Raw genomic sequence first — 25,824 nt, 5'->3', positions numbered from 1 at the left:
CTGCCGTTCGTATCGTCGATTTCAGCGCCTCTGATTATCAGACACGTGGGACCACCGGTTTGGATGCAGTGGAGAAAAATAAAATTTCAACTGCATCTGTTTGCCTGTTTCCTGCGTATATGAATTAAGGCTAATCTGTCGAACGGATGAGGAGATGTGTGAAATGGGCGGGCAACCGGATGAACTGGCAAAGGCTATTGCTGCCTGCGTGCGGCGTGATCGGTCAGGACTCCGTGCTATCTATGATCAGGAATCGGGTCGATTGCTGGCTGTTGCGCACCGCATTCTTCGTCGCCGCGAACTGGCGGAAGAAGTTTTGCAGGAAGCGCTCATTCGAATATGGACCCACTCACACCAATATGCGCCCGATCAAGGCTCTGCTAAGGGGTGGATTTATGCAATTGTTCGTAACCGTGCTTTGAATGCATTGCGCGACGGCAAACGTGAGCAGACAGTGGATGATGTCGACGCTTTAAGCGAAGCCGAACATTCAAAAGAAATTTTGACAGCCTGGTATCAACTTGATCAAACGAGCCAGCTCAGGGATTGTCTTAACGCTCTCGATAAAGACAAGCGAGATGGCATTCTCATGGCCTATGTGGGAGGCTATACGCATGGTGAAATCGCTGGGCGATTACAAATACCTTTGGGTACCGCAAAATCCTGGGTAAGACGAGGTCTCAACGCATTGCGGGCATGTATGACATGATCAAATCATTCGATAATATTCCCGAGCTTGCTGACGAGTATGTGCTTGGCCTGCTTAACCCGGACGAAGCACTTCAGGTCGAAACCGAAATCAGCCGCAGTGACGAACTGAAGCACGCAGTTGCTAATAGTAGGGAGCGCTTTTTGGCACTCGATACATCCGTTACGCCGATGTGCGTCGATGAACGCGTCTGGGAAACTGTTCAAAATCAGCTTTCGGATAACCCGGCCCCGGCAATAATACCTGTCAAAAATGCCAACGATAACAAGCCTGGTGTTAATGGATGGCGACTAGCAGCACTCTCGGCATCAGCCGCATCGATATTTCTTGCCGTCGGTCTCGGATGGTCGCTTACACGAACCATTGAGCCGGTTGTGATCGCTGTTTTGCTGGATGATACTGGAGGCGTTCAAGCAATAGTTGAAGATTTCGGCAATGAAAGTGCCCGCGTTCGCCTGTTAAACAATGTCGAAATTCCATCGGGCAAAACCATTCAGGTTTGGACGCTTCCGTCAAAGGAGATGGGGCCTGTCTCAATGGGGTTGCTTGAAGGCGCGCATTCAGCTCAGTTGAAGGGGCCAGATTTGCCCTTGCCGCGTGGTGAGCAGCTTTATGAACTCACACTGGAGCCGGCGGGTGGTTCACCGACAGGACGCCCGACAGGACCAATTCTCTCAAAAGGCTATGCAAAAACTCCATTGTGACCTTAGAGCCTGAATCATAATGAATGTAACGATATCAGGCATCTTGCGATGCGCCGGGTGAGCAGGCGGATGTTTGCGATGTAGACCCAGGCTTCAGCAGACGCGACGGTTTTTTCGAAATCTTTGGCCAATCTACGGCAACGTCCCAGCCATGCAAACGTCCGCTCGACCACCCATCGGCGTGGTAAGAGTTTGAAGCCCTCAGCGTGATCGGATCGTTTGACGATTTCCAGCGTAAATTTTCCGACCTTTTCCAACCTGTCTTTGAGCTTGGGTCCCGCGTATCCACCATCAGCAAAGATATGCCGTAACCACGGCCAGCGTTTGAGGATGGTTTTCAAGACATCAGGTGCACTATCTCTGTCTTGAATACTCGCAGAATGGATCACCAGACCAACCATCAAGCCGAGGGTATCAACCACAATATGACGCTTGCGACCGTTGATCTTTTTTCCCGCGTCAAAGCCCCGTATTCCGCCACTTTCCGTGGTTTTTATTGACTGGCTATCGATCACGCCAGCGGTAGGGCTGGGCTGCTTTCCGGTCAACTCGCGTGCTGTCATCACGAGCGCGTTGTTGATCGTGCGCAGCATCCCTTCATCTCGCCATCGATAGAAATACTTTTGCACCGTGGAAAATGGTGGGAAGTCCGTGGGCAAGAGCCGCCATGCGCCACCTGATGAAGCAATATAAAGCAGCGCATTTACCACCTCTCGCAAATCCGTCTTGCGAAGGCGTCCGAGACGGCCCGGTGCAGGCATCATCGGTTCGATGACAGTCCATGGTTCTGTTGCAAAAATTCAAATTGAACGGATCATGGCTTAATTCTGGACACAGTTATGCAGCGAGTGCTTCGAACTGTTGTTTGATTGAGAGTGCATCTGCAGCTGAAAAGATGCCTTGTTGTTTGCGCATCATGTGGATGAGTTCAACGCCATAGAGCGTGATGCTGGCTGCGGTTTCAGATTTGAAACCGAGCATGGAGCGTGTGCGTCGTTTGATACGACGGTGATCTTGCTCAATGTTATTGTTCATATATTTGCTGGAGCGAATGGCAATGGGTTTGCCATTTTGTCTGAGCCGGTTCTCTGTATCAGATTGCAGTATAGCTATTCTGTTGGTCTCGCTTCCATCGATGGCGCGATACAGATACTGTTGAAGGACTGGTTGCCCAAATAAAAAGCCTACGAGCGGAAGTTGATGTGCTTGTCGTCAGTGTCCACTGGGGATTTGGACGTGGAAACCCGAAAGCGGAATATCAGCAGCCACTCGGGCATGCGATCATTGATGCTGGTGCAGATATGGTTCTCGGGAACCATCCACATAGCCCGGCTGGCGTTGAGACATACCAGGGCAGGCCAATTCTCTACAGCCTTGGCAACCACATCGCCCAGCAGGACTGGGACAACGCCACCCCGGTGCAGAAGGATATCTTTTCGCAGATCGATCCATGGTCGATGGTGTGTTCCATCGCGATCGACAACAACAAAATCTGCGAAATCGAATTCCGGGCAACCCATTGTGATAACGATGGCATGCCTGTGCTCATTGACGACGCAAATATCGCAGCTCCGGTTTTGGCGGATTTCAAGCGACTTTCGGCAGCGATGCAAACAGAGACTGTAGTGGACCGTGTGCGGGCAGTATGCCGTTTCGCACCCGCCGGCTGAAATCACTTTAGCCGGACAAACCATCTAAGCGCTGCGGACTAAGTGAGCATAATTCTTACTCCATAGAGCTTGCAGCGCCCACTTTTCAGGAAGCTAAACAATGGCTGATTTTGTTGCCGAGATAGCACAATGGCGCCAGTCGCTGCATCGGGTGTTGTCACGTTGTGAGGTCATGCTGAAGCGCGACTTTTCGGTTTGAGTTTACGCAAAACGATGTCTGTTTGCGAAGAGTTTCTGCTGAAAGACTTCTGCAGGTGTTTTGTACCCTAAACATTTGCGCGGTGTATTGTTGAGGCGATGACAGATAAATGCGAGGTCTTGATCATTGAGGGTGAGCGGATCAAGGTCTCGGGGAAGCCAGCGTCTTGTGCGTCTGTTGGTGTTCTCAACAGTGCCTTTCTGCTAGGGAGGCTGGGGGTCTCAGAACCAGGTTTGCGACCCTATCCCATTCTGCAGATAGGACCATTGTGTAAACTGAGTGCCACGATCAAACGTAATCGATCTGCGGGCCAATTGGGGCAGGGGTTGGAGTACCCTAATCACCCCATCCATCACCGGCCGAGACTGACGATCATTGTTGCGCAACAAAACCGTAAAGCGGCTCACCCGCTCAACCAGAGACGTCACATTGGCCTTACCGAACTTCTTACGAAACTGAATAAGATCGCATTCCCAATGGCCAAACTGCTTACGTCGGGCAACCACGTCCGGGCGATGTAAGATGCTCAGTTCTGGGGGAAAGCGGCGTCCATGATGACGCCGGGCATGACGTGGGCGTCGTTTGGCGCGACGTTCCGGCAGTTATTTCCAAAGCTCTTCTTTTCGACCGTCGGTGGAATACACAAACTGATAGATTGTTTCATGACTGACAGAGATGGAATGCCGCTCCAGCCGCATTCTCCCGGCAATCTGTTGCGGTGGCCATCCATCGCTGATGTGCTGGATGACGGACTGCCGTAGCTCATCATACCGGATGAGCTTGCGTTGCTTCGAGCGACGCTCGCGGCATTTCTGGTCAGCAATCGTACAGTAATAGCCGTCTAAATCCTTGATCTCATCATCGGTAAACTGATTGCGTTTGAGTTCACGAAAAATGCTCGAGCGGTGCCTTCCAAGCTTCTCAGCAATAACGTCGACGGAAAGCTTTGCAGTGCGCCAGCGCGCTATTCTGCGGCGTTCATCCAAATCAGTATGCGAATAGGTGCGGTCCATGACAGGTTCCTTGCATTGGATAACTCATTGTTATCATTTGCAAGTCGCCCTTCAAACTAAACCCCATCCGGCTACATCAATCAATTTATAGTTGATATCGAGGACTAAAAGATCATTCATCCAGTTTTTATCAACATTATTAAATTGTTAATCTCTAATATTGAACGTCACGATACGTGGGGGCACAGATGGTTGCACGTAAATTAAATGAAATTAACCGTCACACCCGGGTTAACAGCGCTATTGATATGTTCATTATATTATACTTGGAAGTTTTTAATGAAACTCCACTTTTTTCCAAGATATTGTCAGATGAAGCTCGCTATCTCATCATGTTGAAGTTGACAAGCTTGATTTGGGGCAGAAATTCTTACCCTACTGTGAGTCAGGTTCAAGAATTTGCGATAAAATACTCTCTTGCCAGCAGAACTCGTGTGAACACGATAATAAATATTTGTTATCTTCTAGGTATAATAAATAGAAAGATAGATATAAAAGATAAAAGATCACGAATTATATTGCCTACAGAAAAATTCGTTAGATTAGTTAGAAACTCTTTCAAATACTATCGGGAGCCGATCAGTATTATTTATCCTGAACATTTCAAATTCATCCACGAGAACGACCTCTGTTTCATTGGAGAAATGGCCAAGTTTGGAATTGAGTTCTATATAAATGATTGCCGTCTCGTCGACGATGTGGAGGGAGCACACCTGTTTTCGCGCCGAGATGGAGGCTTCGAACTGCTGCTAAAAGTTCTAAAAAAGACTGATTTTCCATATTCCGATGAACCACAAATCATTTCTTATCCATTCTCTCGAGCTGCACTCGATTTACTTCTTTCTAGATCGCACATACAAAAAATTTTCAAATGTGCTGAAGAAGCAGGCCTGTTAATAAACCTAGAAGCCGGTGGAAAAAAAATACTGGTTCTGCCGGGAATGATGAACATCGCTAGATCCATGATAGTCGGCATGCTGGCATTGGCGGCACATGCAGCAGAAAATGCAAATAAAATTGAATTGAATTGAATTTGTAGTACTTTAGAGGGTTCTGTTGCAAAAATTCAAATTGAACGGATCATGGCTTAATTCTGGACACAGTTATGCAGCGAGTGCTTCGAACTGTTGTTTGATTGAGAGTGCATCTGCAGCTGAAAAGATGTCTTGTTGTTTGCGCATCATGTGGATGAGTTCAATGCCATAGAGCGTGATGCTGGCTGCGGTTTCAGATTTGAAACCGAGCATTGAGCGTGTGCGTCGTTTGATACGACGGTGATCTTGCTCAATGTTATTGTTCATATATTTGCTGGAGCGAATGGCAATGGGTTTGCCATTTTGTCTGAGCCGGTTCTCTGTATCAGATTGCAATAAAGCTATTCTGTTGGTCTCGCTTCCATCGATGGTAATTCGCTCCGGCCTGCCGTGGCGGGCCAGAGCCTTACGCAGAAAGCGCTTGGCAGCAGTTAAATCACGATCTTTGCTGAAGTAGAACTCAACTGTATCTCCGTTGCTGTCGATGGCGCGATACAGATACAGCCACGCGCCTTTGACCTTGATATATGTCTCATCAAGGTTCCATTTACGTGTGACCTGACGCTTCTTTCGATTGAACCGTTCAAGCCGTTTTGGACTGAAACAGATGACCCAGCGATGCACCGTGGAATGATCCAGATCGATGCCACGCTCAGCCATCATTTCCTTCAAGTCACGCAGGCTCAAATTGTAAGCCAGATACCATCGAACACAGAGTAGAATGACTGACTTATCGAAATGGCGACCCTTGAACATCTAAAATACTCAGCTGATTAAAAGCTGAGATACTATCAACCTCATCAAGAGACGAAAAATTTGCAACCGAACCCATAAATTTCCCTCAGTAACAATCGGGTCATTACGGAAGCTTCAAGCCCAGCGCTTACAATCACAGCCTGATCAATTTATTATAAATATAACTAATCTAGAGAATTCAGAGCAGAAGATAAACCATCAAGCATTACCCTAACGGATAATTCATTCTTTTCTCCCATGTAATAAGAAATATCTATAATAGATTTATTTAATATATGTCTATTAATAACACTAAAAACTGGAAATTTACCAACACAAACAATATCATTACATCCATCAATTTCAAATCGATATATTTTATTGATACTAGGTAATAATACTGAAAAACCCTTATTTTTATCAATATTTGAAGGTGTTCTCACAAAGAAAAACGGTGCGCCCTCCTTTGTGGCTGCGAGTGAAATAGTCAAGACAAGCTCATCGTTCTGATCAACGATAACTTGAGTCACATTGCATATCTTCTGCTTGGCATTTATGTTTTCATCGCATACTAATGTCCAATTTGAGAAAGGCTGGATTACGCGCCGGTATTTTCCCAACGGCACATCATTGGGAACGATCACCTCGGAAGGTTTTATTCTGTATTTGCCGTGCGACGAAATTCCAACTGTTTGCGCCCCAAAGAGCTGATTGACGGATAAGAAATAAATAACTCCGACAATCAGCTTATGCGATTTTAGCAATTTCAACATTTGATCAGTTTATTGTAAAGCTGATCCCAGCCCCAACACCCCAGTTTCCACCCGAAGTAGTTGCAGACACATTACTTCTAACTCGACTATCTTCACTTGTGTATCCAGCACCCATTGAAATTGCTCCCTCATTCCGCCAAAAGCCACCACCGAAGGCAACGCTTGCCTTCCCTGGACGATCATCATACCGCAAGGATGCTGCTGCCAACCCAATTGCTGCTGCTTGTCTCGCTTCAGACCGAACGTCACCAATATCCTGGTTGAGTTGACCGAACTTGAAGTCTGTATAGTTATTAGCTTCGTTTAGAGTGGTAACAGATCTCTGATCTGTATAATTCTTGGACGTATCTATCGCGTAAATAACTTGATTGTCGGTATAAGACTTTGACTCGCTTAGCGTGTTTTGCACACTTGCCTGCAATTGCCCCACGTTGACTGCATCATTCTTGGAAACTCCAGTTGCCACATTCGAAATAAGTACAGGCGCATTCGGATCGCCTCCAATTAGAGTTACAGAGTTACTAAGACTGCCATCTTGCTTTTTATCATACTTCACTGCCCCATCGGAAACTTGAGAAATTTCACTGTTTAAATTCTCAATAGCCATATTGGTTGCGTTGAGTTGCGATCCGTTTATAGCATCAGTTGAAGTTGACGAAATACGACCCGCTGCTACATTTGTAATTGTTCGTTCAGCATCTTTGTCGCCAATGCTGACGGTGCCGACAGGGCTTTCGCCAGCAAATGCATAGTCCTTTCCCTTGATCGTAACCCCCGCTGTTGCAGCGACTTCCTGTGTCTTTGAATGAGAGCCCAATGCCACGCTATTTGCGTGATTTGCTTTAGCGCTTTCACCCAAAGCGATGGCGCTATTAGCACCAAGTGACGTTTCCGCACCATCTCCAATTGCAATGCTATTGTCGGCTGCTGATATAGCTTGCGGGCCAACCGCCACACTCTGATTACCAAGCGCCTGGCTATCCGATGCTGAAGAATTCGTGTGAAAATACTTAATGCTTCCATTACTTTCCACGCTATCAAATCTCGAGTTCACATTAATAAGACTCTGGCTCAACCCGTTTAGTGCATCGCCAACGTTATTATGCGTAATACTGCTAACATCGCCGGATCCTCCGATAGTTGAGATAACATAAGATGGGGCCGTTAAGGTCCCATCACTATTAACTGTTATCCCGTACGCGGAGCCACCGAGATGAAGTGCGATATTGGAGGCGATACCCCACAATTGTGCTCCGTTAACAGCATCTGTAGAGAGAGAGCTTATTGATCCCCGTGCCAAATTCGCAATTATAGTACCATCAGTCAGACCGCCATTTGTAGAAGTTGCACCGGCAAGCGTGACCCGGTCCTTAACCGCGCCAACACCGCCGTCGTATTTCACCGTTCGATCATCAAGTACTTTGAGTTGTGAAATATTAACAGCATCAGTATCTGCTGATCCAGCTGCTACGTTGGTCAGACGACGTCCCTTACCGGTTGAACCAATGGATACTTCTCCTACGGGAGTGACTCCTTTAATATCGTCAATATTCCCTGTCGAACTGAATGCTGAACCAGATAATCCGCTCCCGTCTGCGCGACTGTAAGAACCGATGGCTATGCTGTTCTCAGCTGTCACTTCCGCATGTTCACCCAGTGCGACAGCCCCGTTTGTCGTAACATAGGTTTTTGTCCCGATTGCAACGATATTGCTAAGTTCGATTTGTAAACTTGAAATGTCATTTATTAAATCACCATTTCGATCAAGAACGATCCGAGTTACTGGATCGATCGTGTAGCCAGTTGCTGCGCCAGCGCCGAGGGAAACATTGTTATCTCCGACGATGCCAAAACCCGCCATCGCGCCCGATGAAACATTGCGGTCTCCTATACTCAACGACCCAGCGTAGAAACCTGAACTCGTGTTTTGACTGCCACTGGTTTGTGCCCCTGCACCCGCACCAATTGAAGCATTGTAACTGCCAATCGAGTAAAAGCCGGTTGAATCTCCTACATAAGAATTTGATTTACCGTTGGAATTTTTCCCGGCAGTCAGTCCAATATAAACACCGGCATCACCCGCCGCATCATTACCGGCACCGTGGCCCACTGCGGTTACACCCATACCATTTGCATTAGCGAGTGACCCTAAAGCTAAACTTTCCATTCCATTTGCTGCTGCATCATATCCGATAGCAATAGTGCGCCCACCTACTGCTTCAGCACTCTGCCCTATTGCTATGGAACCTACACCGCTTGCGATAGTCGCTGTATTTCCCAAAGCTATCGCACCGTCGCCGAGGTTAGTTTCTATCCAAGAATTCAACACTGATAGATCGACATCCATAGCGGATGATCCAGTCGGTACGCCTGTGACTGTAGCAAAGCCGTTGGGCATAGAAATTTTGCATGTCCAACTACCACTACCTGTTTCGGGTCTAGCACACGAAACTCCATTTGGTAGTTGCGTAGTTTCTGCATTTGCAGAAATACCTAAGCCGACGTTGATAATTACTGCGCTACCGAGGCCGAGCGCGCCCAAACTACAGTGCCTTATGCTAGACGTGAAAGGGATTGAAGGCATCCCAAAAGCTGCCTTTAGACTCTTAAGCAGATCAGTTGCATCTTTATCGACATGTCCATTCTTAGCCCGTACCACATTTCTAGGATCGCAGAACACATGTTTCGAATCTATCATAATCAACTTTCCCCTCGGTAATTCATAGCACGCCCAGTTATGTGCTTTAATCACAATCGTCACGCATCAGAATATAGTAATAATAAATTTGAATACTATAATATATAAACGTATTAAATAATTATCATTCTGAATATCAGAATGAATTATTTTACAATAGTATTTATATATCTAATTTATAGTAATAAAATAAATAATACTAATTTATTATGCCTTTTATCACTATCTCCGATTAGATTAATTTTTTTCAAATAACAAGTCAGCGAAACTGATAAAAACTAGTTGTATATTTTCGAAAACGCTTCTCCCAGTACTCTGATCGGCACTGTTACCTTAACTCTAACGTAATTATCTGGCAGTGATAGTGGTGTGATGACTAAACCTCGTGCCTCGCTTTATCGCCGTCATCGTTATCCCGCTGAGATCATTGCGGAAGCAGTATGGTTGTATTTTCGTTTTCCACTAAGCTTTCGGATGGTCGAGGACATGCTGGCTTATCGGGGCATTATTGTGGTTCGGTTGCAAATTTTTCGTCAATTGATGAGGTGATAGTATCTCAGCTTTTAATCAGCTGAGTATTTTAGATGTTCAAGGGTCGCCATTTCGATAAGTCAGTCATTCTACTCTGTGTTCGATGGTATCTGGCTTACAATTTGAGCCTGCGTGACTTGAAGGAAATGATGGCTGAGCGTGGCATCGATCTGGATCATTCCACGGTGCATCGCTGGGTCATCTGTTTCAGTCCAAAACGGCTTGAACGGTTCAATCGAAAGAAGCGTCAGGTCACACGTAAATGGAACCTTGATGAGACATATATCAAGGTCAAAGGCGCGTGGCTGTATCTGTATCGCGCCATCGACAGCAACGGAGATACAGTTGAGTTCTACTTCAGCAAAGATCGTGATTTAACTGCTGCCAAGCGCTTTCTGCGTAAGGCTCTGGCCCGCCACGGCAGGCCGGAGCGAATTACCATCGATGGAAGCGAGACCAACAGAATAGCTTTATTGCAATCTGATACAGAGAACCGGCTCAGACAAAATGGCAAACCCATTGCCATTCGCTCCAGCAAATATATGAACAATAACATTGAGCAAGATCACCGTCGTATCAAACGACGCACACGCTCAATGCTCGGTTTCAAATCTGAAACCGCAGCCAGCATCACGCTCTATGGCATTGAACTCATCCACATGATGCGCAAACAACAAGACATCTTTTCAGCTGCAGATGCACTCTCAATCAAACAACAGTTCGAAGCACTCGCTGCATAACTGTGTCCAGAATTAAGCCATGATCCGTTCAATTTGAATTTTGCAACAGAACCAAACGGACACTCCACTTTTGAAGGGGGAGTTCACTGTGAATTTCCCGGAGTGGGACGAAGCATCGACATCAGCGCTCGAGTAAAGTTTAGAATCTCTTCGTAAAAACAAGAAGCCAGAGCATGTCCAGCGGTTTAATCTAAACTGAGAGTGCTCTGGCAAAGCTTAAACTGGTTAGTTGAAAAATATCCAGATGTTTATCCGACTAATTATAGAAATGTTATCGAAGAAGCGTTTGGTACATTCAACGTACAATATTCGCCATTACGTCGTCTCGCGAAAACCCACGTATTGGGCAGATTGCGAAGAATGACTTCGATTTCTGGCCTTTCCATGAGGTTAAACGCTGTGGCCCAGGCATCGGCTCGGGCTGCATCGTCGCTTACCACTGTTAAATACTGATATAGTGAGGCTGAATACCCGGTTTTTGGATTGAGCAGATGGTTGAACTTTCCACTATTTTCAAACTGGAAGCCAGAAAAGCTCGATGTCGCAAGCCCCTGGTCTGCAATACTAATCGAGGCTTCAGCCTTGGATCCTACCTCCAGTTGAGATATAGTAATCTGCCATGGCTTCCCGTCAGGTTGATGACCGATCACGCGATATTCACCCATATCGATCAACGCATGTTTAACACCACCGGCTTTGAGCAAAGCTGTAATCCTATCGGTGATATAACCCTGCGCAATTCCGTTTAATGTCAAAGCCATGGTTGGTTTTGTAAAGGCAATCCGGTTGTTGTCGAACCGGACATGGTCAAAACCAACTTTTGTCAACGCTTTATCCCGATCATCATGTGTTGGCCCGGCAGGATTGGGTTTTGGTTGCGAAAAATGTTTTCTCAAGCAATCCCAAAGCGGTTGGACTGTTGGATCAAAAAGACCTCCACTTTGTTGCCAGCATTCACGGCAAATTCCAAGTAACTCCACGAACTCCTGCGAGGGAGAAGCCAAAGCACCAGCGCGATTCAGGCGTGAGAGCTCACTGTCTTGTCGGTAGAGGCTGAAAATATCCTCAAGGCGTGCAGCCTCATTTACACTGCTGCGGATCAATCGTTCCGCCTTGTTGCGGTCCGAGTGATAGAGAATGATGTTGGCTGGTGCACCCAATGCCTGTCCTTGCCACGTCACAGGCTCCAAAGACATAGACCCTAGAGCTAAACGCGGCACAGCGTTAAGCGCTGTAACTGCGATCCCGCCAACAAGAACGAGGCGACGTGTCATAGTCACAGTTCGCTCCCTTCAGTGCATATGAGCTGTGTCAGTTGCTTCATTCTGGGCCGTCTGATCACCCAGCACATAAGCTTCCGGCATTTCAGCGAAGCTTACGATCCGTCCGCCTTTTTCTGCAACGAATTTGTCCGCAGCCTCCTGTGTGGAAAACGGAACCGCTTCCTGCGCACCCATTCCACCGACAGCCGTACTTTCAATGACGAAAAATGCCTTATGCGCATCGACCCAGTTTTCCGCGCCGGGTTCTTGCCAGTTGGGAGCTTTCGCCATGTCGGAAACGTAAATTGCACCAATGCCCTTGGGCTCCTCAGGTAACATGGTAAAGGCGATCGTATCACGCGCGGACGAGAACCAGATCGGTTCATTTGCAGGAGAAAGAATGATCTGGCCCTTGGGACCGGGATGCTCAAGGACATTCATGCCACAATAGCGGCCCATCGCGGAATCTGTCAGCGCGAAAGGGGGAATAGTTTCCGTTGTTTTCTGTTCTGAACAACCAGCAAGAAACATGAAACAAGCAGCGGGAATAAGAAACAAAGACTTTTTCATAGTTCTTTCCTGGAGAAAATCAGCATGGAAAACGCGAGCGGCAGCACAGTCCAGAGACCCAGTGTCACAGTCATAATGACCGGTCCAAGCGTTGCATTTCCTGCCATGCCGCCCATGCCTGTCAGCGCACCGGCTTGTCCTGTTCCAAAGTTTAGCAGACGATAAGAGTCAGCCGGATTGATCAGAAGCAGCGTGTTTAGAATACCGGTCCCGATCATTTGCCCCTGATCGAACACCAGAAGTGCAAGCAAAGCGGCGTCATAAATGAGTACAAAGAAAAGCCAGACACCAATGGCAATACCGGCTGCGGTGCTGCGCTCGCGTACGAGTGCGCTAGCAAGAAAGCCAATGGCGATGAAAACGGCACCCAGCAGTATCGATGATGCTATCAGTGTTGCGAAGGCAAGCCAGCTTTCAGCACTCGCTGCCTGTCCACTGGCCAGTAACACCAGAGCGGCAATGCCATAACCAAAGAATGTCGCGAAAGCGAGAATAGCAAGCTGCCCAAAGAACTTGCCCAGAACTACCTGCGCACGGCTCAAGGGATAGCTTAGTAAAAGGAGCATCGTTCCACGCTCCATCTCACCCACGATCGCATCATGTGAAATCAGCAATGCAATAAGCGGGATGAGAAAAATCGTCAGGCTGGACAGGCTGACAATCACAATGTCCATTTGGCTTGCGCCAACAGAACTGCCGGTGGGGGCGCTGCCAAGAAACGTCATGCTCAGTGCAAGAGCTGCAAGCAAAAGCGTGGTCGCCAATACCCAGCGATTGCGTAAGCCTTCCTGAATTTCCTTGAATGCGATGATGGCGATATTACTCATTCTGCCGCCTCCTTTGTTAATGCATCACCCACATTCAGAAAATGCGCATAAAGCTCATCAAGTGTGGGCGGCACCACATCAAGTTCAGTCAGATTGTCATTGTTTGCGATGATATGCCGGATAAGCTCCATCTTGCCATCACCGGGTGCTTCAGTTTCAAAAGCGCCGGTATCAAGCTGCTGCCATTGCAGATCGATTTGTCGGGATGTTTCCGGTAGTTTCAGTGCGTCTTCAGACTGCACCCGAATACGAAGAGGAAGTTGAGAGATCCGACGCAATGCTTCGATTGATCCATCGGCGATGATCTTTCCTTTATTGGCAATGATCACACGCCCAACCTTGCTTTCGAGTTCCGTCAGCGCATGTGATGACATCAGGATTGTGGTGCCTTCCTGTCGCAAATGTTCGAGAATATCGTAAAAACTCTGGCGTAATGCGGGGTCAAGTCCCGTGGTTGGTTCATCAAGCAGCAGCACGGATGGCTGGCCTAAAAGCGCCTGAGCCAGTCCCAACCGTTGACGCATTCCTTTGGAATAAGTGCCAACCCGCCGATGGGATGCATCGGCTAAACCCACGCGATCAAGCAATCCGGCAATCTGGCTTTTGGATACGTTTTTAAGCCGGGCATAAAATTTGAGGGTCTCTGCACCCGTCAGCGCCATATTGAAAGAAACATGTTCAGGGAGATAACCAAGCTTGAGCCTGGCAGCAAAAGCTCCTGCTGCCGGGTCTTCACCCAAAACGCGAATACTGCCTTTTGTTGGACGAATAAGACCAAGCATCAGTTTGATCATTGTCGTTTTGCCAGCGCCATTATGACCAACCAGCGCGATATTTTCTCCGGCATTAAGCTGAAAGCTGGCATCGCTTATCGCATTGAAAGCACCATAAGACTTGGTAACCTGATCGAGAACAACAGTCTCAGTCATTGTGATTTCCTTCCGCCGAGCCATTGGCTTCGATAAAGGGAGGTTTCATAAGAGGATGACTGTCCACGACACCGCCCGGCAGAAGTGCTGGAAACTGGGTCTGTGCCCAGCGAATAGTTTGCACAGCAGGGCTGTTGATCAGAATTTTGGCTTGCGGCGAGGTCCACAATACCCGGTCGATCAAATCATTCGGACGGTAAGGATTATCGGCTATGCCATCACTGTTAAGATCAAAACCGGGATTGTCACTCCAGTAATTGCCACGCCCTTCATGTGACCAGTCGAGGTTACGTGTGCCGACATATTTGACCTGATTGCGGTTGTTGATGAAGGCATTGCCAGTCATGGTATTGCCTTCAGAACCAGCGGTGAAGTGAATGCCTATGCTGCAATTTTCAAAACTGTTGTCGGTGAACTTGTTCTTGTTCGCATTATAAATAAAGACGCATTTTTTTGGCCCGAGGCGCATGGTTTCGCCTAGCGTCGCTGCTTGCTGCTCTTCGGTAGGAAGACCGTGTTCGCCTTTTTGCACACCCGCATCGAGCCAGCGATCAATGGGTTGCATGCGTCCAATCACCTGATTGCCGGAAACTACTGAACTATTGGCATAATTGAGCAGCAATCCGTGATCGCGATCACCGTCTGAGATGTTATTCATCACCTTGAGACGATTGGTGTACATGATCGCAAAGCCAACCGAATTATTTCGCGAAATATTGCCAATCACTTCACTGCGGTCGGTATACATGTAGTGAACAGCAAACCGCACGTTTTCCATGAGATTATTCTGAAAGACGTTATTTTTGCTGGCATTTGTATAAATACCATCACGGCCATAGCGAATAGTATTGCCGATGACCTTGGCTCCCGGCGCATTCCAGATCGAAATCCCGCTGCCGGTTTGTGTCATGCGCACATTGCGCCGACCGATAACCTCATTGTTTCGCGCGATGGAATCGACGGCGCCGTGCAAATATATTCCATATAGATTTTCAATCAGCCGGTTGTCTTCAACCAACGCACCCGTTGCGGTTCGGGCGACAAAAATGCCTGCATTGAGTTCAGGCATGTTTTCGCCTGAGCCGCGTATTTCAAGCCCGCGCACAATTGCATCAGGAGCTTCAACGAGAATGACATTGCCTGTTCCCAGCCCGTCTACAACAGCACCCGGTTCACCGGTAAGCTCTATTGCGCGGTCAATGACCAGCGAACCCTTGTGTGTGCCAGTGGCAAGCCGGACGACATCGCCCGGCTCGGCCTTCTCAATGGCCGCCTGTACATTTTCGCCTTCAGCAACATCGATTTGCTTCGCCAGTGCAGCGTTGCAAAAGAGCGTTGTCAGAACGATGGTAAAACTGAATGAGAGATACAGACGGGGGATTATCATTTCATTCAGCTCTTTTTCGGTTCCACGAGCATACGACCCTTCATTTCCATATGCATGGCATGGCAGAACCAGGAGCAGTAATACCACCACACACCCGCCTTATTGGCAGTAAAGGTAACGGATGCGGTCGCTTGCGGACCAACCTCCATATTGACGCCGTAATTGATGATCGCAAAGCCGTGCGTAAGGTCCTCGATTTCATCAATGTTGGTCACATAGACGGTCACTTCATCACCTTGCTTGACCGTGAAATCAGTCAGACCGAAGGCTGGGGCGGCCGACGTCATGTAAACGCGAACCTTGTTTCCATCGCGAATGACTTCGGAATCCACCATCAGGTCGATGCCATCCGCTTCAGCCTGTTTCACCGCATCGGCGAACATTGGATCTTCTCGGCTCCAGAAATTGACCGGATTGATCTTGGAACGGTGAACAATTGTCGCGTCATGCGGTTCAGCAAAGCTTGGACCATCATGAACAATCTCCATCTTATCACCTGAAATATCGATCAGCTGATCGTTTTCAGGCTTGAGCGGGCCGACGTTAAGATAGCGATCCTTTGAGAACTTATTGAGCGAAATCAGCCATTGGCCATCAGCATCCTTCGTTTGTCCCATTGATGTGTGATTGTGTCCGGGCTGGTATTGCACATCCAGTTTCTGACGGATTGGATCGACCTTTTCACCAGCAAAGGCACGCTTTGCATCTTCGATGTTCCACTTGCAAATCTGACTGTCGATGAAGAGGGTCGTGTAAGCATTACCCTTGCCATCATAAGCCGTGTGCAACGGTCCAAGTCCGAGTTCCGGTTCTGCAACAACGGCATCGCGTGGCTGGATATTGTCAGCAAAAAGGTCATCGAACTTTCTGACGTCAAAAACGGTCACAGTTGGCGACAGCTTGCCATTGGCAACAATATGAATGCCATCAGGAGCGGTATTGATGCCATGAGGGCTATTCGGAACAGGAATATAACGTGTGAAAGTCGAACCGTGACGACCATCGACGACCGGCACACCGTTCATTTCCTTAAACTCGCCTTTTGCGACAGCTTCTTCAATGCGCTTGAGGTCGAAGACAACAAGCCAGTCTTGCTCGCTGCTCATCATTTCAGCAAGTGTGACGCCTTCTTCTGAATTGTAGCAGGTCGCAAATGCGTATTTGCCCTGATAGTCGCAATCCACATTATCGAGGTTGCCATCGACCATCACCTGCCAGGCAACCTTCATTGTGTCGCCATCGACGGCCGTGAAAATCGCATGATACTGCTTTGTATCTGTGAGATTGCTACCATCATTTGGAATTGGCACGCGGTCTTCACCGTTACAGAAGACGTAGCCTGTGCGCGGATATTTCTGCACGCGCAAACCATGAACCGTATGCTGGTTAGGAAGCTGGATGATCTTGTCGCATTTCATGACATCCAGACGAATGCGGCAAACGCGCGTGTTGGCCTTATCATTGGCAAAGAGATAACGACCATCATATGTGCCATCGGTGAATGACAAATGCGGATGGTGAAGATCCCCGTTCAGGAAAATACCGCCGCGATCTTTCATGAATTCGCGGTCTTCCGGCAACATGCCTTCACGGAGAATTTTCAGACTTTCATTGGTCTGTCCCCAGCCTGTCGCGCTGTCGCGATTGAAGACGGGAATACGCATCAATTCGCGCATCGAAGGCAATCCGACAATGCGTACTTCTCCTGTCTGCCCACTTGAGAAGAAAACATAATATTCGTCGAGTTCGCCCGGCAAAACGGTAGCCTTGGCGGCATGACCGTTGCCGGCGGCAAGTGCGGGTGTGCTTGTTCCGGCAAGCAGCGCACCACCGATGCCAGTTGCACCGGCTGCTGCCACAAATGCTGATGTCCCCAGTAGTTGTCGTCTGCTAAACCTTGATTGTGTGTTTTCGTCGGTCATTTTTCTCTCCTTTAGAAACTAGTTCGGCGAACCGGTGCCAAGCTGGGCATCCAACGGTTTGCCTTTAACTGAGATGACGGGCTTGGCCGGTCCCCCGCCGCGTTCGGCAGTTGCTGCAAGAGGTGCATTGCGCGCGGCAAATTTTTCGCGTTTCACACGAACCTGAATCATGTGCGGGCAGCGTTGATCGTCGTGATAAAGTTCCTGACAATGCATGCAGTAAATGCATTCATTCACATTGATCTGGCCTTCAGGATGAATGGCTTCAACAGGGCATTCTTTAGCGCAACGCTGGCATGGCGAGCCGCAATCGGGCCAGCGTTTGAGCCATTCAAACATGCGGATACGGCCCGGAATGGCAAGCGCTGCGCCCAGTGGGCACATGTAGCGACAGTAGAAACGCTCGATGAAAACGCCTGCTGAAAGCAACGTCAGTGCATAGATCACAAACGGCCATTCGCGCGAGAATTTGAGAATAATAGAGGTTTTGAACGGCTCTACTTCAGCAAAGACTTCTGCAAGTGCCACCGAGTAAAGTGACAGTCCGAACAGCCCCAGAAATATGATGTACTTCACGGGCCACAGGCGCTCATGCAATCCCCATGGCAGTTTAACCTGAGGCACTTTCAGCCATTGCGCAAGGTTATTGCTCAGCTCCTGCAAGGCACCGAACGGGCAGAGCCAGCCACAAAACGGCCCGCGACCCCAGAATAGAAGTCCAGCAGCAACCGAAGCCCACAGAATAAAGATCAGTGGTGAGGTGAGGAAAAATTCCCAGTTAAAGCCGGTAATCAGCGAATTGGTAAAGGTCAGAACATTGACCACCGACAATTGCGCATTATTGTACAATCCGAGCCAGAGCAGAATAAAAAGCAGATAGCTGCGTCTGACCCAGACAAAAATGCGAGGACGCGCGACAAGACTATTCTGGAAGAAGAAGATTGCGACGAGTATGAAGATTGCGAGCCCCGCAATCACCACATTGACCCGGTTCACCTCCCACATTTTTACCCAAAGCGGGCTATTGTTGCCAAAAATATCGGATGCCGTCGCCTCTCCCACCGGCTGCGGTTGGCGCGGTGCCTCAGAAGCGGATACGGGCTGAACGGGTGCTGGAGCCGGCTTTGCGAGCAGATAGCGTTCCGGCAGGCTATAGCCCAAATCATAGCTGAGATTAGCCTTGTCACGCGCACCAAATCCGCGCTGAACGAGAAGCTGCAAATCCCATGGCTTTGTCACATCGAAGGCGAAACCCGCTGGCACACGAAAGAGCGCAATTTCGCGCAATTGCGGCGCGCCATCGGCTTCAATGTCACCAAGGCGCGTATGATTTTTGTCGCGGAAGCGAACGCCTTGTCCGTCCTGCAAAAGTTCTATGCGATCGAAAATTCCGCCGCGTACGTAGCCTGACCCCTTGAATGAATAGGCGCCGTCACCGGCAACCAGAATGGCCTGTTCACCGGGTTTAAGCTGTTTTTCCAGCCGTTCATAACCGTCTTTTCCGAGCAGGCTAATCCCGATGCCGGGCACGGAAACAGGAGCGGCATAAAGTTCGATAAAGTTATCGTCAGGGTTGGAAGTCTCTGCGTTGTTTGCAGCCTGTTCTTGATTAGCGTCGCGAAAGGCTTGGCTGACCTCGCCGACATTGAGTTTAAGGCTGCGAACCGATCCATCACCGATGAGCGTTTGCCAATCCTGCGGTGCGCGCAGTTCCATATTAACTGTTCGCGGCGCGTCAACGCTCTCGGCAAACACGGGCGTATTTCCCAGTCGCCCGCTGCGAATAAGACCCACTGCCGAGCGCACAATACTGTCACCCATCACAAGAACCGTGACGGTTGCACCACTGACGATCTCGACCTGTGGCGGTTTCGCCTTGCCTGCTGAAACCGAAGCCAGATCGCTGTTCACAAGGGAATTAAGTGCCGCGACAACTTTGGCTTCAGGAATACCAATCAGGACGATAGGCTCTTTGTGGTCCACCAGTTTGATACCACGAATGACACCTTTGGTATCTATTCCAACGAGGATGCGGATCGGCTTACCGGAATAACCGATCGAACTGGTGAAATCGGAATTGAGATAAACGTAGCCGAGCAGCTCGCCACCCTTCGTCACAGGGGCAATCGGTGGTTCACCAGCAGGTTTGCCAACACTGTCTGCTCCGGGGAAGACCTGCGTGACTTCCAACGTCGGAAGATACTTTTGCAAGTCGGCGGAATATGAAGGAGATGCAAAAATACTGAGCGTAATCAGCGCAATCAAGACTGAACAAACGTGATTAGAAAACACCTTGTGGGCCAAATGGCAAAAGCAACGGGATTGCCGGATCACATAATCGAAAGCTGTAGCGCCCGTAGTCAACATATTCATTTCAACCTAGCTGGCTGCCCTTAGGGGTAAGGCACCCGTTTATGTCGATGAATAGCGATCCGTGCGTCTTCTTCTTTGTTTCAGAACAACTAGAAAAAATCTTGGTTCGGTTGCAACGTTATATTGAACGAAAAACGGCTTAAATTTGGACGCGTTTACGCTGAAAATGCTTCAAAATGCTTGTTGATGGATCATGTTTTCTAGTCTACAAAAAAGCCTCTTATTTATGATCCTATGGATGAGTTTGATGCTCGCGGAGGCAAAAGCTCCACCTAATCAGAAATGGCGTATCCGCTCGCGAAATTATCTGGGTTCCAGCTTTGCGCTAAAGAAGTGACTGCGCCGACTAGATCAATTGCGCGCGCTGCAATCTGATCGGCAATTTCCTCCACACTTTGAGGATGCAGATAAAAAGCCGGAACGGGGGGCATCACGATTGCCCCCATTTCTGTAACCGTACACATGTTGCGCAAGTGGACGAGATGCAGTGGTGCTTCGCGTGTCAACAAAACCAATCTGCGCCTTTCTTTCAAATGCACATCCGCAGCACGCGTCAGCAGACTGTCGCTGAAACCATGCGCAATCGATGCAAGGGTGCGCATTGAGCACGGCGCAACAATCATCCCCGCTGTCGGCACCGAGCCGCTTGCAATGGTAGCCCCTACATCTTCAACCGAATAGGTTTTGTCTGCGAGCCGATGAAGCATCGAATAGCCATTGGGGCCCAGTTCATAGCGCAAAGTGCGCTCAGCAGCTTCCGAGACAACAAGATGCGCTTCTACATCTTCTAGCTTTGCCAGCTTTTCTAGGATTTTGAGAGAAATGATAGAACCTGATGCGCCGGAAACACCGATAACAATCCGCTTCATTGGCGTGGCACTCCGCTAAGACCAAGTTCATCCCAGATCGCGTCGACGCGCGCAATTGTGCTGTCATTCATAGTCAGCACATCGCCCCATTCCCGATCCGTTTCAGGCCCGATCTTATTAGTGGCATCAAGTCCCAGCTTGCCGCCAAGGCCAGAACGCGGCGATGCAAAATCGAGATAATCGACAGGTGTACTCTCAAGCATGACGAGATCACGGCTTGCGTCAAAGCGTGTCGATAAAGCCCACAGCACATCATCCCATTCGCGCACGTTAATGTCTGGATCAACTGCGATGATAAGCTTGGTATAGCTGAACTGCGGCAGCATCGACCAAAGACCCATCATCACCCGCCGCGCTTGTCCCGGATAGCGCTTGTCGATGGAAACCACCATCGCGCGATAGGAGCATGCGGCAGGCGGTAGCCACAGATCAGAGATTTCAGGAAACTGCGCGCGAACAACCGGCACGAAAAGTTGGTTCATCACTTCGCCAAGCTTCGACGGCTCATCTGGCGGGCGCCCGGTATAGGTCGATAAATAAATGGGGCGTTTGCGCATGGTTATTGCGCTCAGTTGCATGACAGGGAATTCTTCGACACTATTATAATAGCCGGTATGATCGCCATAAGGTCCTTCAGGTGCCGTATATGACGCCGAGACATGGCCTTCGAGAATAATTTCTGCATTGGCAGGCACACTCAGCGGAACCGTGCGACCGTCAGTGATAACAGGTCTGCGGCGCGACAGGAGACCTGAAAAGGCCAGTTCGCTCATACCCTCCGGCAGCGGCATGACAGAGGCCAATATGCTGGCCGGATCAACGCCGATTGCAACGGCAACAGGCATATCCAGCCCGCGCTGCTGCCACATACGGTGATGTCGCGCTCCGCCACGATGGGCGAGCCAGCGCATGATCAGACGGTCTGATCCTAATTTCTGCATGCGGTAGATTCCGACATTCACGTCTGACGGATCGTCGGGCGCACATGTAATCACCAGCGGCCACGTCACAAGCGGCGCAGGTTCACCCGGCCAGCACCACTGAATCGGCAGTTTGCCAAGATCAATTTCGTCGCCTAATAGAACCGTTTCATGAACGGGTGCGCGGCTTATCCGGCGCGGACGCATGGCAAGCGCTGCACGCGCAATGGGAAGCTTGCTCCAGATTTCCTTGGCTGATCGTGGTGGCTTTGGCGCACGCAATTCCGCAAGCATTTCGGCAAGCGCTGGCAGCTCTTCGACTTCCCGCCCAAGTCCCCACGCAATCCGTCGCTCAGCACCAAACAGATTGGCAAGCAGCGGGATTGTCCGAACATGACCATCAGCATCGACAGGCTTTTCAAACAGCAATGCCGGACCATCGGCGTGAAGCACACGCTTATGGATTTCCGTGACTTCGTGAACCAACGAAACCGGGCGCGTGATGCGCACAAGATCGCCGCGCTTTTCAAGCTCACGCATAAAGCTTTGCAAACAGGTATAGTTCGGCGGCAAAACAGAAGCATTTTTCATGCCTCATGTTTGAGTACCGAATTGTTTTCCCGTCTTTGATCTTAATCAAACTCCGACGGCACTGAATCGCATAATTCTCTGATATGTTAAACAGGAGCTGAGTAATGATGAAGATTCCGCCAGCTGTGGCTGCTCCTGCCCGGCTCGTTCCGCTATTTCTGCTGACCCCGCTTGTTTCAAGCGTCTTTCTTCAGGTTATCCGCACACATCCAAGCTTGTTTGAGCGTCTTGGCGACTATATCGATAAGCGCTTTGGTTTCAGTCCGTCCGATCTGCCATTCCTATTCGTGGTCGAGCCTGCACGGCCCGCAATCACTGTAATGCGCAAAGATGCGGCTGTTGAAACGGATGCAGCGATTGATGGTCCGCTCGTTATGCTACTGGCATTGCTTGAAGGAAAGCTTGATGGTGATGCGCTGTTCTTCTCGCGTGACATCACAGTGACCGGCGACATGGAGGCGATTCTCGCTCTGCGCAATGCGCTGGACGATTGCAATGTCGATCTTCCCGCCGATCTTGGGAAAGCAGCAGGCCCGTTTGCCCCAATCATTCAGAATATTGCGGGCTATGTTCGCGACAAGGCGTTGCATGTCAAAGGGTCGGATCAGGGAGAACGCACATGGAACTGATCTGCCCGGCAGGTACACCGGCCGCATTGCGTGAAGCTGTTCAGGCAGGTGCCGATGCGGTCTATTGCGGATTTCGTGACGAAACCAATGCGCGCAATTTTCCGGGACTGAATTTCAGCCGCAATGAACTGCGCGATGCGATAATCTTCGCACATTCGCACCGTACGCAGGTCTTTGTTGCGATCAACACCTTCATGCGTGCGGGCGACGAACATATCTGGTATTCCGCTGTCGATGACGCCGCAGCTCTTGGCGCGGATGCGGTAATTCTAGCCGATTTCGGCCTGATGGCTTACACGGCCGAAAAACATCCGCAGCAGCGCTTGCATGTTTCGGTGCAGGCTTCGGCGTCCAATGCCGATGCAGTGCGTTTTCTGATCGATGCTTTCAAAGCAAAACGCGTTGTACTGCCGCGTGTTCTGACCATTCCTGACATTGCAAAACTTGGCAAAAAAATCGCCTGCGAGATGGAGGTCTTCGTCTTTGGCGGCCTTTGCGTGATGGCAGAGGGACGCTGCTCGCTTTCCTCATATGCCACCGGCAAGTCACCCAATATGAATGGCGTCTGCTCTCCGGCAAGCCATGTTCGTTACCGCAATGATGGTTCTGAACTTGTATCGGAGCTGGGCGATTACACGATCAACCGGTTTCCGGCGGGAGAAGCTGCGGGCTATCCGACGCTGTGCAAAGGCCGTTTTAATATTGGCGACGAAGAAGGCTACGCCTTTGAAGATCCGGTTTCGCTTGATGTCATGAACCATATTGATGAGTTGCGCGCTGCAGGCGTTTCGGCCCTGAAAATCGAAGGCCGTCAGCGCGGTAAAGCCTATGTTGCGGAAGTTGTTTCGACTTTGCGTCAGACATTATCGGCAGGGCCGGAACGACGCGCCGCCCTTTTGTCGCGATTGCGTACATTGAGTGAAGGTCAGCAGACCACCTCAGGCGCTTATGAGAAACGCTGGAGATAATCATGTCAGCTCAACGCTCCACGCCCAGCCTTAGCCTGGGTCCTATTCTCTTTTTATGGGACGGACCAAAATGGCGAGATTTCTATTTTCGCATTGCTGATGAATCCCCGATTGAACATGTGACGGTCGGTGAAATCGTCTGCTCCAAGCGCTTTCATTTCATTGATCCCTTTATGGAAGAAGTAATTGAGCGATTGCAAAATGCCGGTAAGAGCGTGAGCCTTGGCTCACTCGCACTGGTCATGCTGGAACGCGAAGCAAAACATGTGTGCCAGACGGCAGAGGATTCACCCTTTCCGGTTGAGGCCAATGATCTTTCAGCGCTTGGATTGCTCGCAGGCAAGCCGCATATCGTCGGCCCACTGGTTAATGTGTATAATTCCGCAACGGCAAAAGTTCTGGCAGCGCGTGGCGCAACATCCATTTGCCTTCCGCCAGAACTGCCTCTGAATTCCATTCGTGAAATTATCAAAGGTGCGCCGGAAATAGCCTTTGAGGTGTTCGCTTTTGGACGCATTCCGCTGGCGATCTCGGCACGTTGCGCCCATGCCCGCTCCAAAGGCCACATCAAAGACAATTGCCAGTTTGTCTGTGGTGAAGAGCCAGACGGATTGCCCGTTAAAACCCTCGACAGTCAGCCATTTCTGGCGCTCAACGGTGTGCAGACGCTCTCTCACACCTGCCAGTCACTTATTGAAGATATTCCCAATCTTGTACAGGCAGGCGTTCAGCGTTTCAGGCTATCGCCGCAGGATTGCGACATGGTTTCCATCGCAAGAATTCATGAAGATGCCCTGCATGGTCGAATCGATACTGAGGAAGCGCTGGCGAGATTGCAGCAGATTTATCCGGCGGCGCCGCTTTCCAACGGCTTTTTGCATGGTGGCATCGGTGCAGCATATGTCAGTCGTCAGAAGACTGCATCAGTCATGCATGGCTAAGACTCTAAAAGCAAAAAGACCGTGCTTTCGTTTAAAAGAACGGTCTTTTATCATTTAAAATTTGCATCAAACTCAGGCGCTTAAACTTCACCTTCCGCAAGTTTCCTGATGCCCTGCGCATCGATCACCGTCAGCTTCTGACGCCCGCCAAGCACAAACCCTTTTGTTTCCCATCCACTCAAAATCCGCGATACGGTATGGAGCGTAGTTCCAGTCATTTCGGCAATATCCTGCCTTGTGATCGGGAAGTCGATACGAATACCGCCGTCTTCTTTCTTGCCAGCCTTCTGGGCCAGACGCAACACAACATGGGCGACGCGGCGCTCGACTTCTTCCGTTGACATTTCTCGGATGCGCGTATGCGCTTCCTCAAGACGCGTGCCAATTGTTTGAATTGCATTCATCGCAAGACCGGGATTCTGCTCGACGAAATAATCCCACAGTTCGGTGGGCCAACCGAGCACAATGCTTTCTGTGACTGCCATGGCAGTGCCGGGATAGTCGTTGCGCTGAAGAGCTTTGGCAAAGCCGAAAAGATCACCCGGATGCACCATGCGAACGATAATCTGCTGCCCGTCAGAAGTGACCTGATTAACCTTGAGACGTCCATAGAGCAGCAGATAAAACGTTACCGCTTCATCACCTTGTTCAAAAATGGATTCACCCTGCGGAATACGTCGCGACGAAGCATAGGAGACAAGCTTATCCAGCTCATTGTCCCCCATTTTGGCGAATAATGATAATTTCCTGACAAGACCGCGATCAATCGTGGCCATTCGAATACCCCTACTCTGAATCCCTATTCCTACTTAGCATAATTAAGCAGGAAA

At 49.4% G+C, this 25,824-nt stretch carries 20 protein-coding genes and 5 pseudogenes; 9 read left to right on the top strand and 16 right to left on the bottom strand.

Translation table 11 applies throughout. The features are described from left to right. Positions 1 to 163: 163 nt before the first annotated feature. On the top strand, positions 164 to 709 hold the full coding sequence (locus U2P60_RS20205; RefSeq protein WP_313830194.1) for a sigma-70 family RNA polymerase sigma factor: 546 nt from the start codon (positions 164 to 166) through the stop codon (positions 707 to 709). Further along, a complete protein-coding gene (locus U2P60_RS20200; RefSeq protein WP_413574177.1) occupies positions 697 to 1,413 on the top strand; it encodes an anti-sigma factor domain-containing protein in 717 nt (238 codons plus the stop codon). The genes U2P60_RS20205 and U2P60_RS20200 overlap by 13 nt, the downstream gene beginning before the upstream one ends. Positions 1,414 to 1,427: 14 nt before the next feature. Here the strand turns inward: U2P60_RS20200 and U2P60_RS20195 are convergent. Both U2P60_RS20195 and U2P60_RS20190 read right to left on the bottom strand, forming a co-directional pair. Beyond that, positions 1,428 to 2,195 (bottom strand): annotated as a pseudogene (locus U2P60_RS20195) (IS5 family transposase); the annotation flags it as partial. Positions 2,196 to 2,250: 55 nt separating this feature from the next. Continuing rightward, positions 2,251 to 2,550: pseudogene (locus U2P60_RS20190) on the bottom strand (DDE-type integrase/transposase/recombinase); the annotation flags it as partial. A 23-nt stretch (positions 2,551 to 2,573) separates the two neighbouring features. Here U2P60_RS20190 and U2P60_RS20185 point away from each other — a divergent pair. After that, positions 2,574 to 3,083: pseudogene (locus U2P60_RS20185) on the top strand (CapA family protein); the annotation flags it as partial. Between the two features lie 201 nt (positions 3,084 to 3,284). Here U2P60_RS20185 and U2P60_RS20180 read toward each other — a convergent pair. Continuing rightward, positions 3,285 to 4,295, bottom strand: a pseudogene (locus U2P60_RS20180) (IS30 family transposase). 188 nt (positions 4,296 to 4,483) lie between these two features. On the opposite strand from U2P60_RS20180, the gene U2P60_RS20175 reads away from it, so the two are divergent. After that, positions 4,484 to 5,326, top strand: coding sequence for a hypothetical protein (locus tag U2P60_RS20175; RefSeq protein WP_413574176.1), 843 nt, complete (start codon positions 4,484 to 4,486; stop codon positions 5,324 to 5,326). A 72-nt stretch (positions 5,327 to 5,398) separates the two neighbouring features. On the opposite strand, the gene U2P60_RS20170 is transcribed toward U2P60_RS20175, so the two are convergent. The 3 genes from U2P60_RS20170 to U2P60_RS20160 all read right to left on the bottom strand — a co-directional run bounded on the left by U2P60_RS20170 (position 5,399) and on the right by U2P60_RS20160 (position 9,535). Continuing rightward, entirely contained in the window at positions 5,399 to 6,085 is a 687-nt protein-coding gene (locus U2P60_RS20170; protein WP_413574173.1) for an IS6 family transposase, read from the bottom strand. Between the two features lie 164 nt (positions 6,086 to 6,249). Further along, the gene (locus U2P60_RS20165; RefSeq protein ID WP_413574175.1) at positions 6,250 to 6,837 is read right to left on the bottom strand and encodes an invasion associated locus B family protein; all 588 of its coding nucleotides are present in this window, start codon (positions 6,835 to 6,837) and stop codon (positions 6,250 to 6,252) included. Between the two features lie 4 nt (positions 6,838 to 6,841). Then, entirely contained in the window at positions 6,842 to 9,535 is a 2,694-nt protein-coding gene (locus U2P60_RS20160; protein ID WP_413574174.1) for a YadA-like family protein, read from the bottom strand. 372 nt (positions 9,536 to 9,907) lie between these two features. Between U2P60_RS20160 and U2P60_RS20155 the strand changes: the two are divergent. After that, positions 9,908 to 10,048: pseudogene (locus U2P60_RS20155) on the top strand (IS6 family transposase); the annotation flags it as partial. A gap of 71 nt (positions 10,049 to 10,119) precedes the next feature. Further along, the gene (locus U2P60_RS20150) at positions 10,120 to 10,806 is read left to right on the top strand and encodes an IS6 family transposase (protein WP_413574173.1); all 687 of its coding nucleotides are present in this window, start codon (positions 10,120 to 10,122) and stop codon (positions 10,804 to 10,806) included. Positions 10,807 to 11,066: 260 nt separating this feature from the next. Here U2P60_RS20150 and U2P60_RS20145 read toward each other — a convergent pair whose 3' ends face one another. From U2P60_RS20145 to U2P60_RS20105, 9 genes are all read right to left on the bottom strand, one after another. After that, a complete protein-coding gene (locus U2P60_RS20145) occupies positions 11,067 to 12,086 on the bottom strand; it encodes an FAD:protein FMN transferase (RefSeq protein ID WP_413574171.1) in 1,020 nt (339 codons plus the stop codon). Between the two features lie 12 nt (positions 12,087 to 12,098). Beyond that, positions 12,099 to 12,638: a nitrous oxide reductase accessory protein NosL gene (locus tag U2P60_RS20140; RefSeq protein WP_273729257.1), complete on the bottom strand. Its 540-nt coding sequence runs from the start codon at positions 12,636 to 12,638 to the stop codon at positions 12,099 to 12,101. Continuing rightward, positions 12,635 to 13,465: an ABC transporter permease subunit gene (locus U2P60_RS20135; RefSeq protein ID WP_413574169.1), complete on the bottom strand. Its 831-nt coding sequence runs from the start codon at positions 13,463 to 13,465 to the stop codon at positions 12,635 to 12,637. The genes U2P60_RS20140 and U2P60_RS20135 overlap by 4 nt, the downstream gene beginning before the upstream one ends. Further along, a complete protein-coding gene (locus U2P60_RS20130; protein WP_413574167.1) occupies positions 13,462 to 14,418 on the bottom strand; it encodes an ABC transporter ATP-binding protein in 957 nt (318 codons plus the stop codon). Before U2P60_RS20130 ends, U2P60_RS20135 begins: the two co-directional genes overlap by 4 nt. Beyond that, the gene (locus U2P60_RS20125) at positions 14,387 to 15,781 is read right to left on the bottom strand and encodes a nitrous oxide reductase family maturation protein NosD (protein ID WP_413574165.1); all 1,395 of its coding nucleotides are present in this window, start codon (positions 15,779 to 15,781) and stop codon (positions 14,387 to 14,389) included. The genes U2P60_RS20130 and U2P60_RS20125 overlap by 32 nt, the downstream gene beginning before the upstream one ends. 5 nt (positions 15,782 to 15,786) lie before the next feature. Next, positions 15,787 to 17,703: a TAT-dependent nitrous-oxide reductase gene (nosZ, locus tag U2P60_RS20120; RefSeq protein WP_413574164.1), complete on the bottom strand. Its 1,917-nt coding sequence runs from the start codon at positions 17,701 to 17,703 to the stop codon at positions 15,787 to 15,789. An 18-nt stretch (positions 17,704 to 17,721) separates the two neighbouring features. Then, the gene (locus U2P60_RS20115) at positions 17,722 to 19,968 is read right to left on the bottom strand and encodes a 4Fe-4S binding protein (protein ID WP_413574354.1); all 2,247 of its coding nucleotides are present in this window, start codon (positions 19,966 to 19,968) and stop codon (positions 17,722 to 17,724) included. A 380-nt stretch (positions 19,969 to 20,348) separates the two neighbouring features. Next, the gene (locus tag U2P60_RS20110) at positions 20,349 to 20,945 is read right to left on the bottom strand and encodes a UbiX family flavin prenyltransferase (protein WP_413574162.1); all 597 of its coding nucleotides are present in this window, start codon (positions 20,943 to 20,945) and stop codon (positions 20,349 to 20,351) included. After that, on the bottom strand, positions 20,942 to 22,456 hold the full coding sequence (locus U2P60_RS20105) for a UbiD family decarboxylase (protein WP_413574161.1): 1,515 nt from the start codon (positions 22,454 to 22,456) through the stop codon (positions 20,942 to 20,944). Before U2P60_RS20105 ends, U2P60_RS20110 begins: the two co-directional genes overlap by 4 nt. Before the next feature lie 104 nt (positions 22,457 to 22,560). Here U2P60_RS20105 and ubiT point away from each other — a divergent pair, with 104 nt between their 5' ends. Genes ubiT through ubiV form a run of 3 tightly spaced genes read left to right on the top strand, consistent with a single transcriptional unit; the run spans position 22,561 to position 24,994 of the window. Then, positions 22,561 to 23,085 carry a ubiquinone anaerobic biosynthesis accessory factor UbiT gene (gene ubiT / locus U2P60_RS20100; protein ID WP_413574159.1) on the top strand — a complete coding sequence of 175 codons (525 nt, stop codon included), beginning with the start codon at positions 22,561 to 22,563 and terminating at the stop codon, positions 23,083 to 23,085. Beyond that, entirely contained in the window at positions 23,076 to 24,053 is a 978-nt protein-coding gene (ubiU, locus tag U2P60_RS20095; protein ID WP_313830176.1) for a ubiquinone anaerobic biosynthesis protein UbiU, read from the top strand. The genes ubiT and ubiU overlap by 10 nt, the downstream gene beginning before the upstream one ends. 2 nt (positions 24,054 to 24,055) lie before the next feature. Further along, positions 24,056 to 24,994 carry a ubiquinone anaerobic biosynthesis protein UbiV gene (gene ubiV / locus U2P60_RS20090; RefSeq protein WP_413574157.1) on the top strand — a complete coding sequence of 313 codons (939 nt, stop codon included), beginning with the start codon at positions 24,056 to 24,058 and terminating at the stop codon, positions 24,992 to 24,994. A gap of 80 nt (positions 24,995 to 25,074) precedes the next feature. Here the strand turns inward: ubiV and U2P60_RS20085 are convergent, their stop codons facing one another. Then, positions 25,075 to 25,770 (bottom strand): Crp/Fnr family transcriptional regulator, encoded by a 696-nt coding sequence (locus tag U2P60_RS20085; RefSeq protein WP_273729275.1) that lies wholly within the window; start codon positions 25,768 to 25,770, stop codon positions 25,075 to 25,077. Between the last annotated feature and the right edge of the window lie 54 nt (positions 25,771 to 25,824).

This window comes from Brucella sp. H1_1004 (genome assembly GCF_047308065.1).
GTDB lineage: Bacteria > Pseudomonadota > Alphaproteobacteria > Rhizobiales > Rhizobiaceae > Brucella > Brucella pseudogrignonensis_B.
This window is presented reverse-complemented; position numbering and strand designations above follow the sequence as displayed.

Coding starts and splice junctions, on each gene's coding strand:
- ubiU (WP_313830176.1), top strand. CDS start 23,076: ATGGAACTGATCTGCCCGGCAGGTACACCGGCCGCATTGCGTGAAGCT.
- U2P60_RS20165 (WP_413574175.1), bottom strand. CDS start 6,837: ATGTTGAAATTGCTAAAATCGCATAAGCTGATTGTCGGAGTTATTTAT.
- U2P60_RS20200 (WP_413574177.1), top strand. CDS start 697: ATGTATGACATGATCAAATCATTCGATAATATTCCCGAGCTTGCTGAC.
- U2P60_RS20125 (WP_413574165.1), bottom strand. CDS start 15,781: ATGATAATCCCCCGTCTGTATCTCTCATTCAGTTTTACCATCGTTCTG.
- U2P60_RS20175 (WP_413574176.1), top strand. CDS start 4,484: ATGGTTGCACGTAAATTAAATGAAATTAACCGTCACACCCGGGTTAAC.
- U2P60_RS20135 (WP_413574169.1), bottom strand. CDS start 13,465: ATGAGTAATATCGCCATCATCGCATTCAAGGAAATTCAGGAAGGCTTA.
- ubiT (WP_413574159.1), top strand. CDS start 22,561: ATGATGAAGATTCCGCCAGCTGTGGCTGCTCCTGCCCGGCTCGTTCCG.
- U2P60_RS20170 (WP_413574173.1), bottom strand. CDS start 6,085: ATGTTCAAGGGTCGCCATTTCGATAAGTCAGTCATTCTACTCTGTGTT.
- U2P60_RS20150 (WP_413574173.1), top strand. CDS start 10,120: ATGTTCAAGGGTCGCCATTTCGATAAGTCAGTCATTCTACTCTGTGTT.
- U2P60_RS20105 (WP_413574161.1), bottom strand. CDS start 22,456: ATGAAAAATGCTTCTGTTTTGCCGCCGAACTATACCTGTTTGCAAAGC.
- U2P60_RS20130 (WP_413574167.1), bottom strand. CDS start 14,418: ATGGCTCGGCGGAAGGAAATCACAATGACTGAGACTGTTGTTCTCGAT.
- U2P60_RS20085 (WP_273729275.1), bottom strand. CDS start 25,770: ATGGCCACGATTGATCGCGGTCTTGTCAGGAAATTATCATTATTCGCC.
- U2P60_RS20205 (WP_313830194.1), top strand. CDS start 164: ATGGGCGGGCAACCGGATGAACTGGCAAAGGCTATTGCTGCCTGCGTG.
- ubiV (WP_413574157.1), top strand. CDS start 24,056: ATGTCAGCTCAACGCTCCACGCCCAGCCTTAGCCTGGGTCCTATTCTC.
- nosZ (WP_413574164.1), bottom strand. CDS start 17,703: ATGACCGACGAAAACACACAATCAAGGTTTAGCAGACGACAACTACTG.
- U2P60_RS20140 (WP_273729257.1), bottom strand. CDS start 12,638: ATGAAAAAGTCTTTGTTTCTTATTCCCGCTGCTTGTTTCATGTTTCTT.
- U2P60_RS20160 (WP_413574174.1), bottom strand. CDS start 9,535: ATGATAGATTCGAAACATGTGTTCTGCGATCCTAGAAATGTGGTACGG.
- U2P60_RS20110 (WP_413574162.1), bottom strand. CDS start 20,945: ATGAAGCGGATTGTTATCGGTGTTTCCGGCGCATCAGGTTCTATCATT.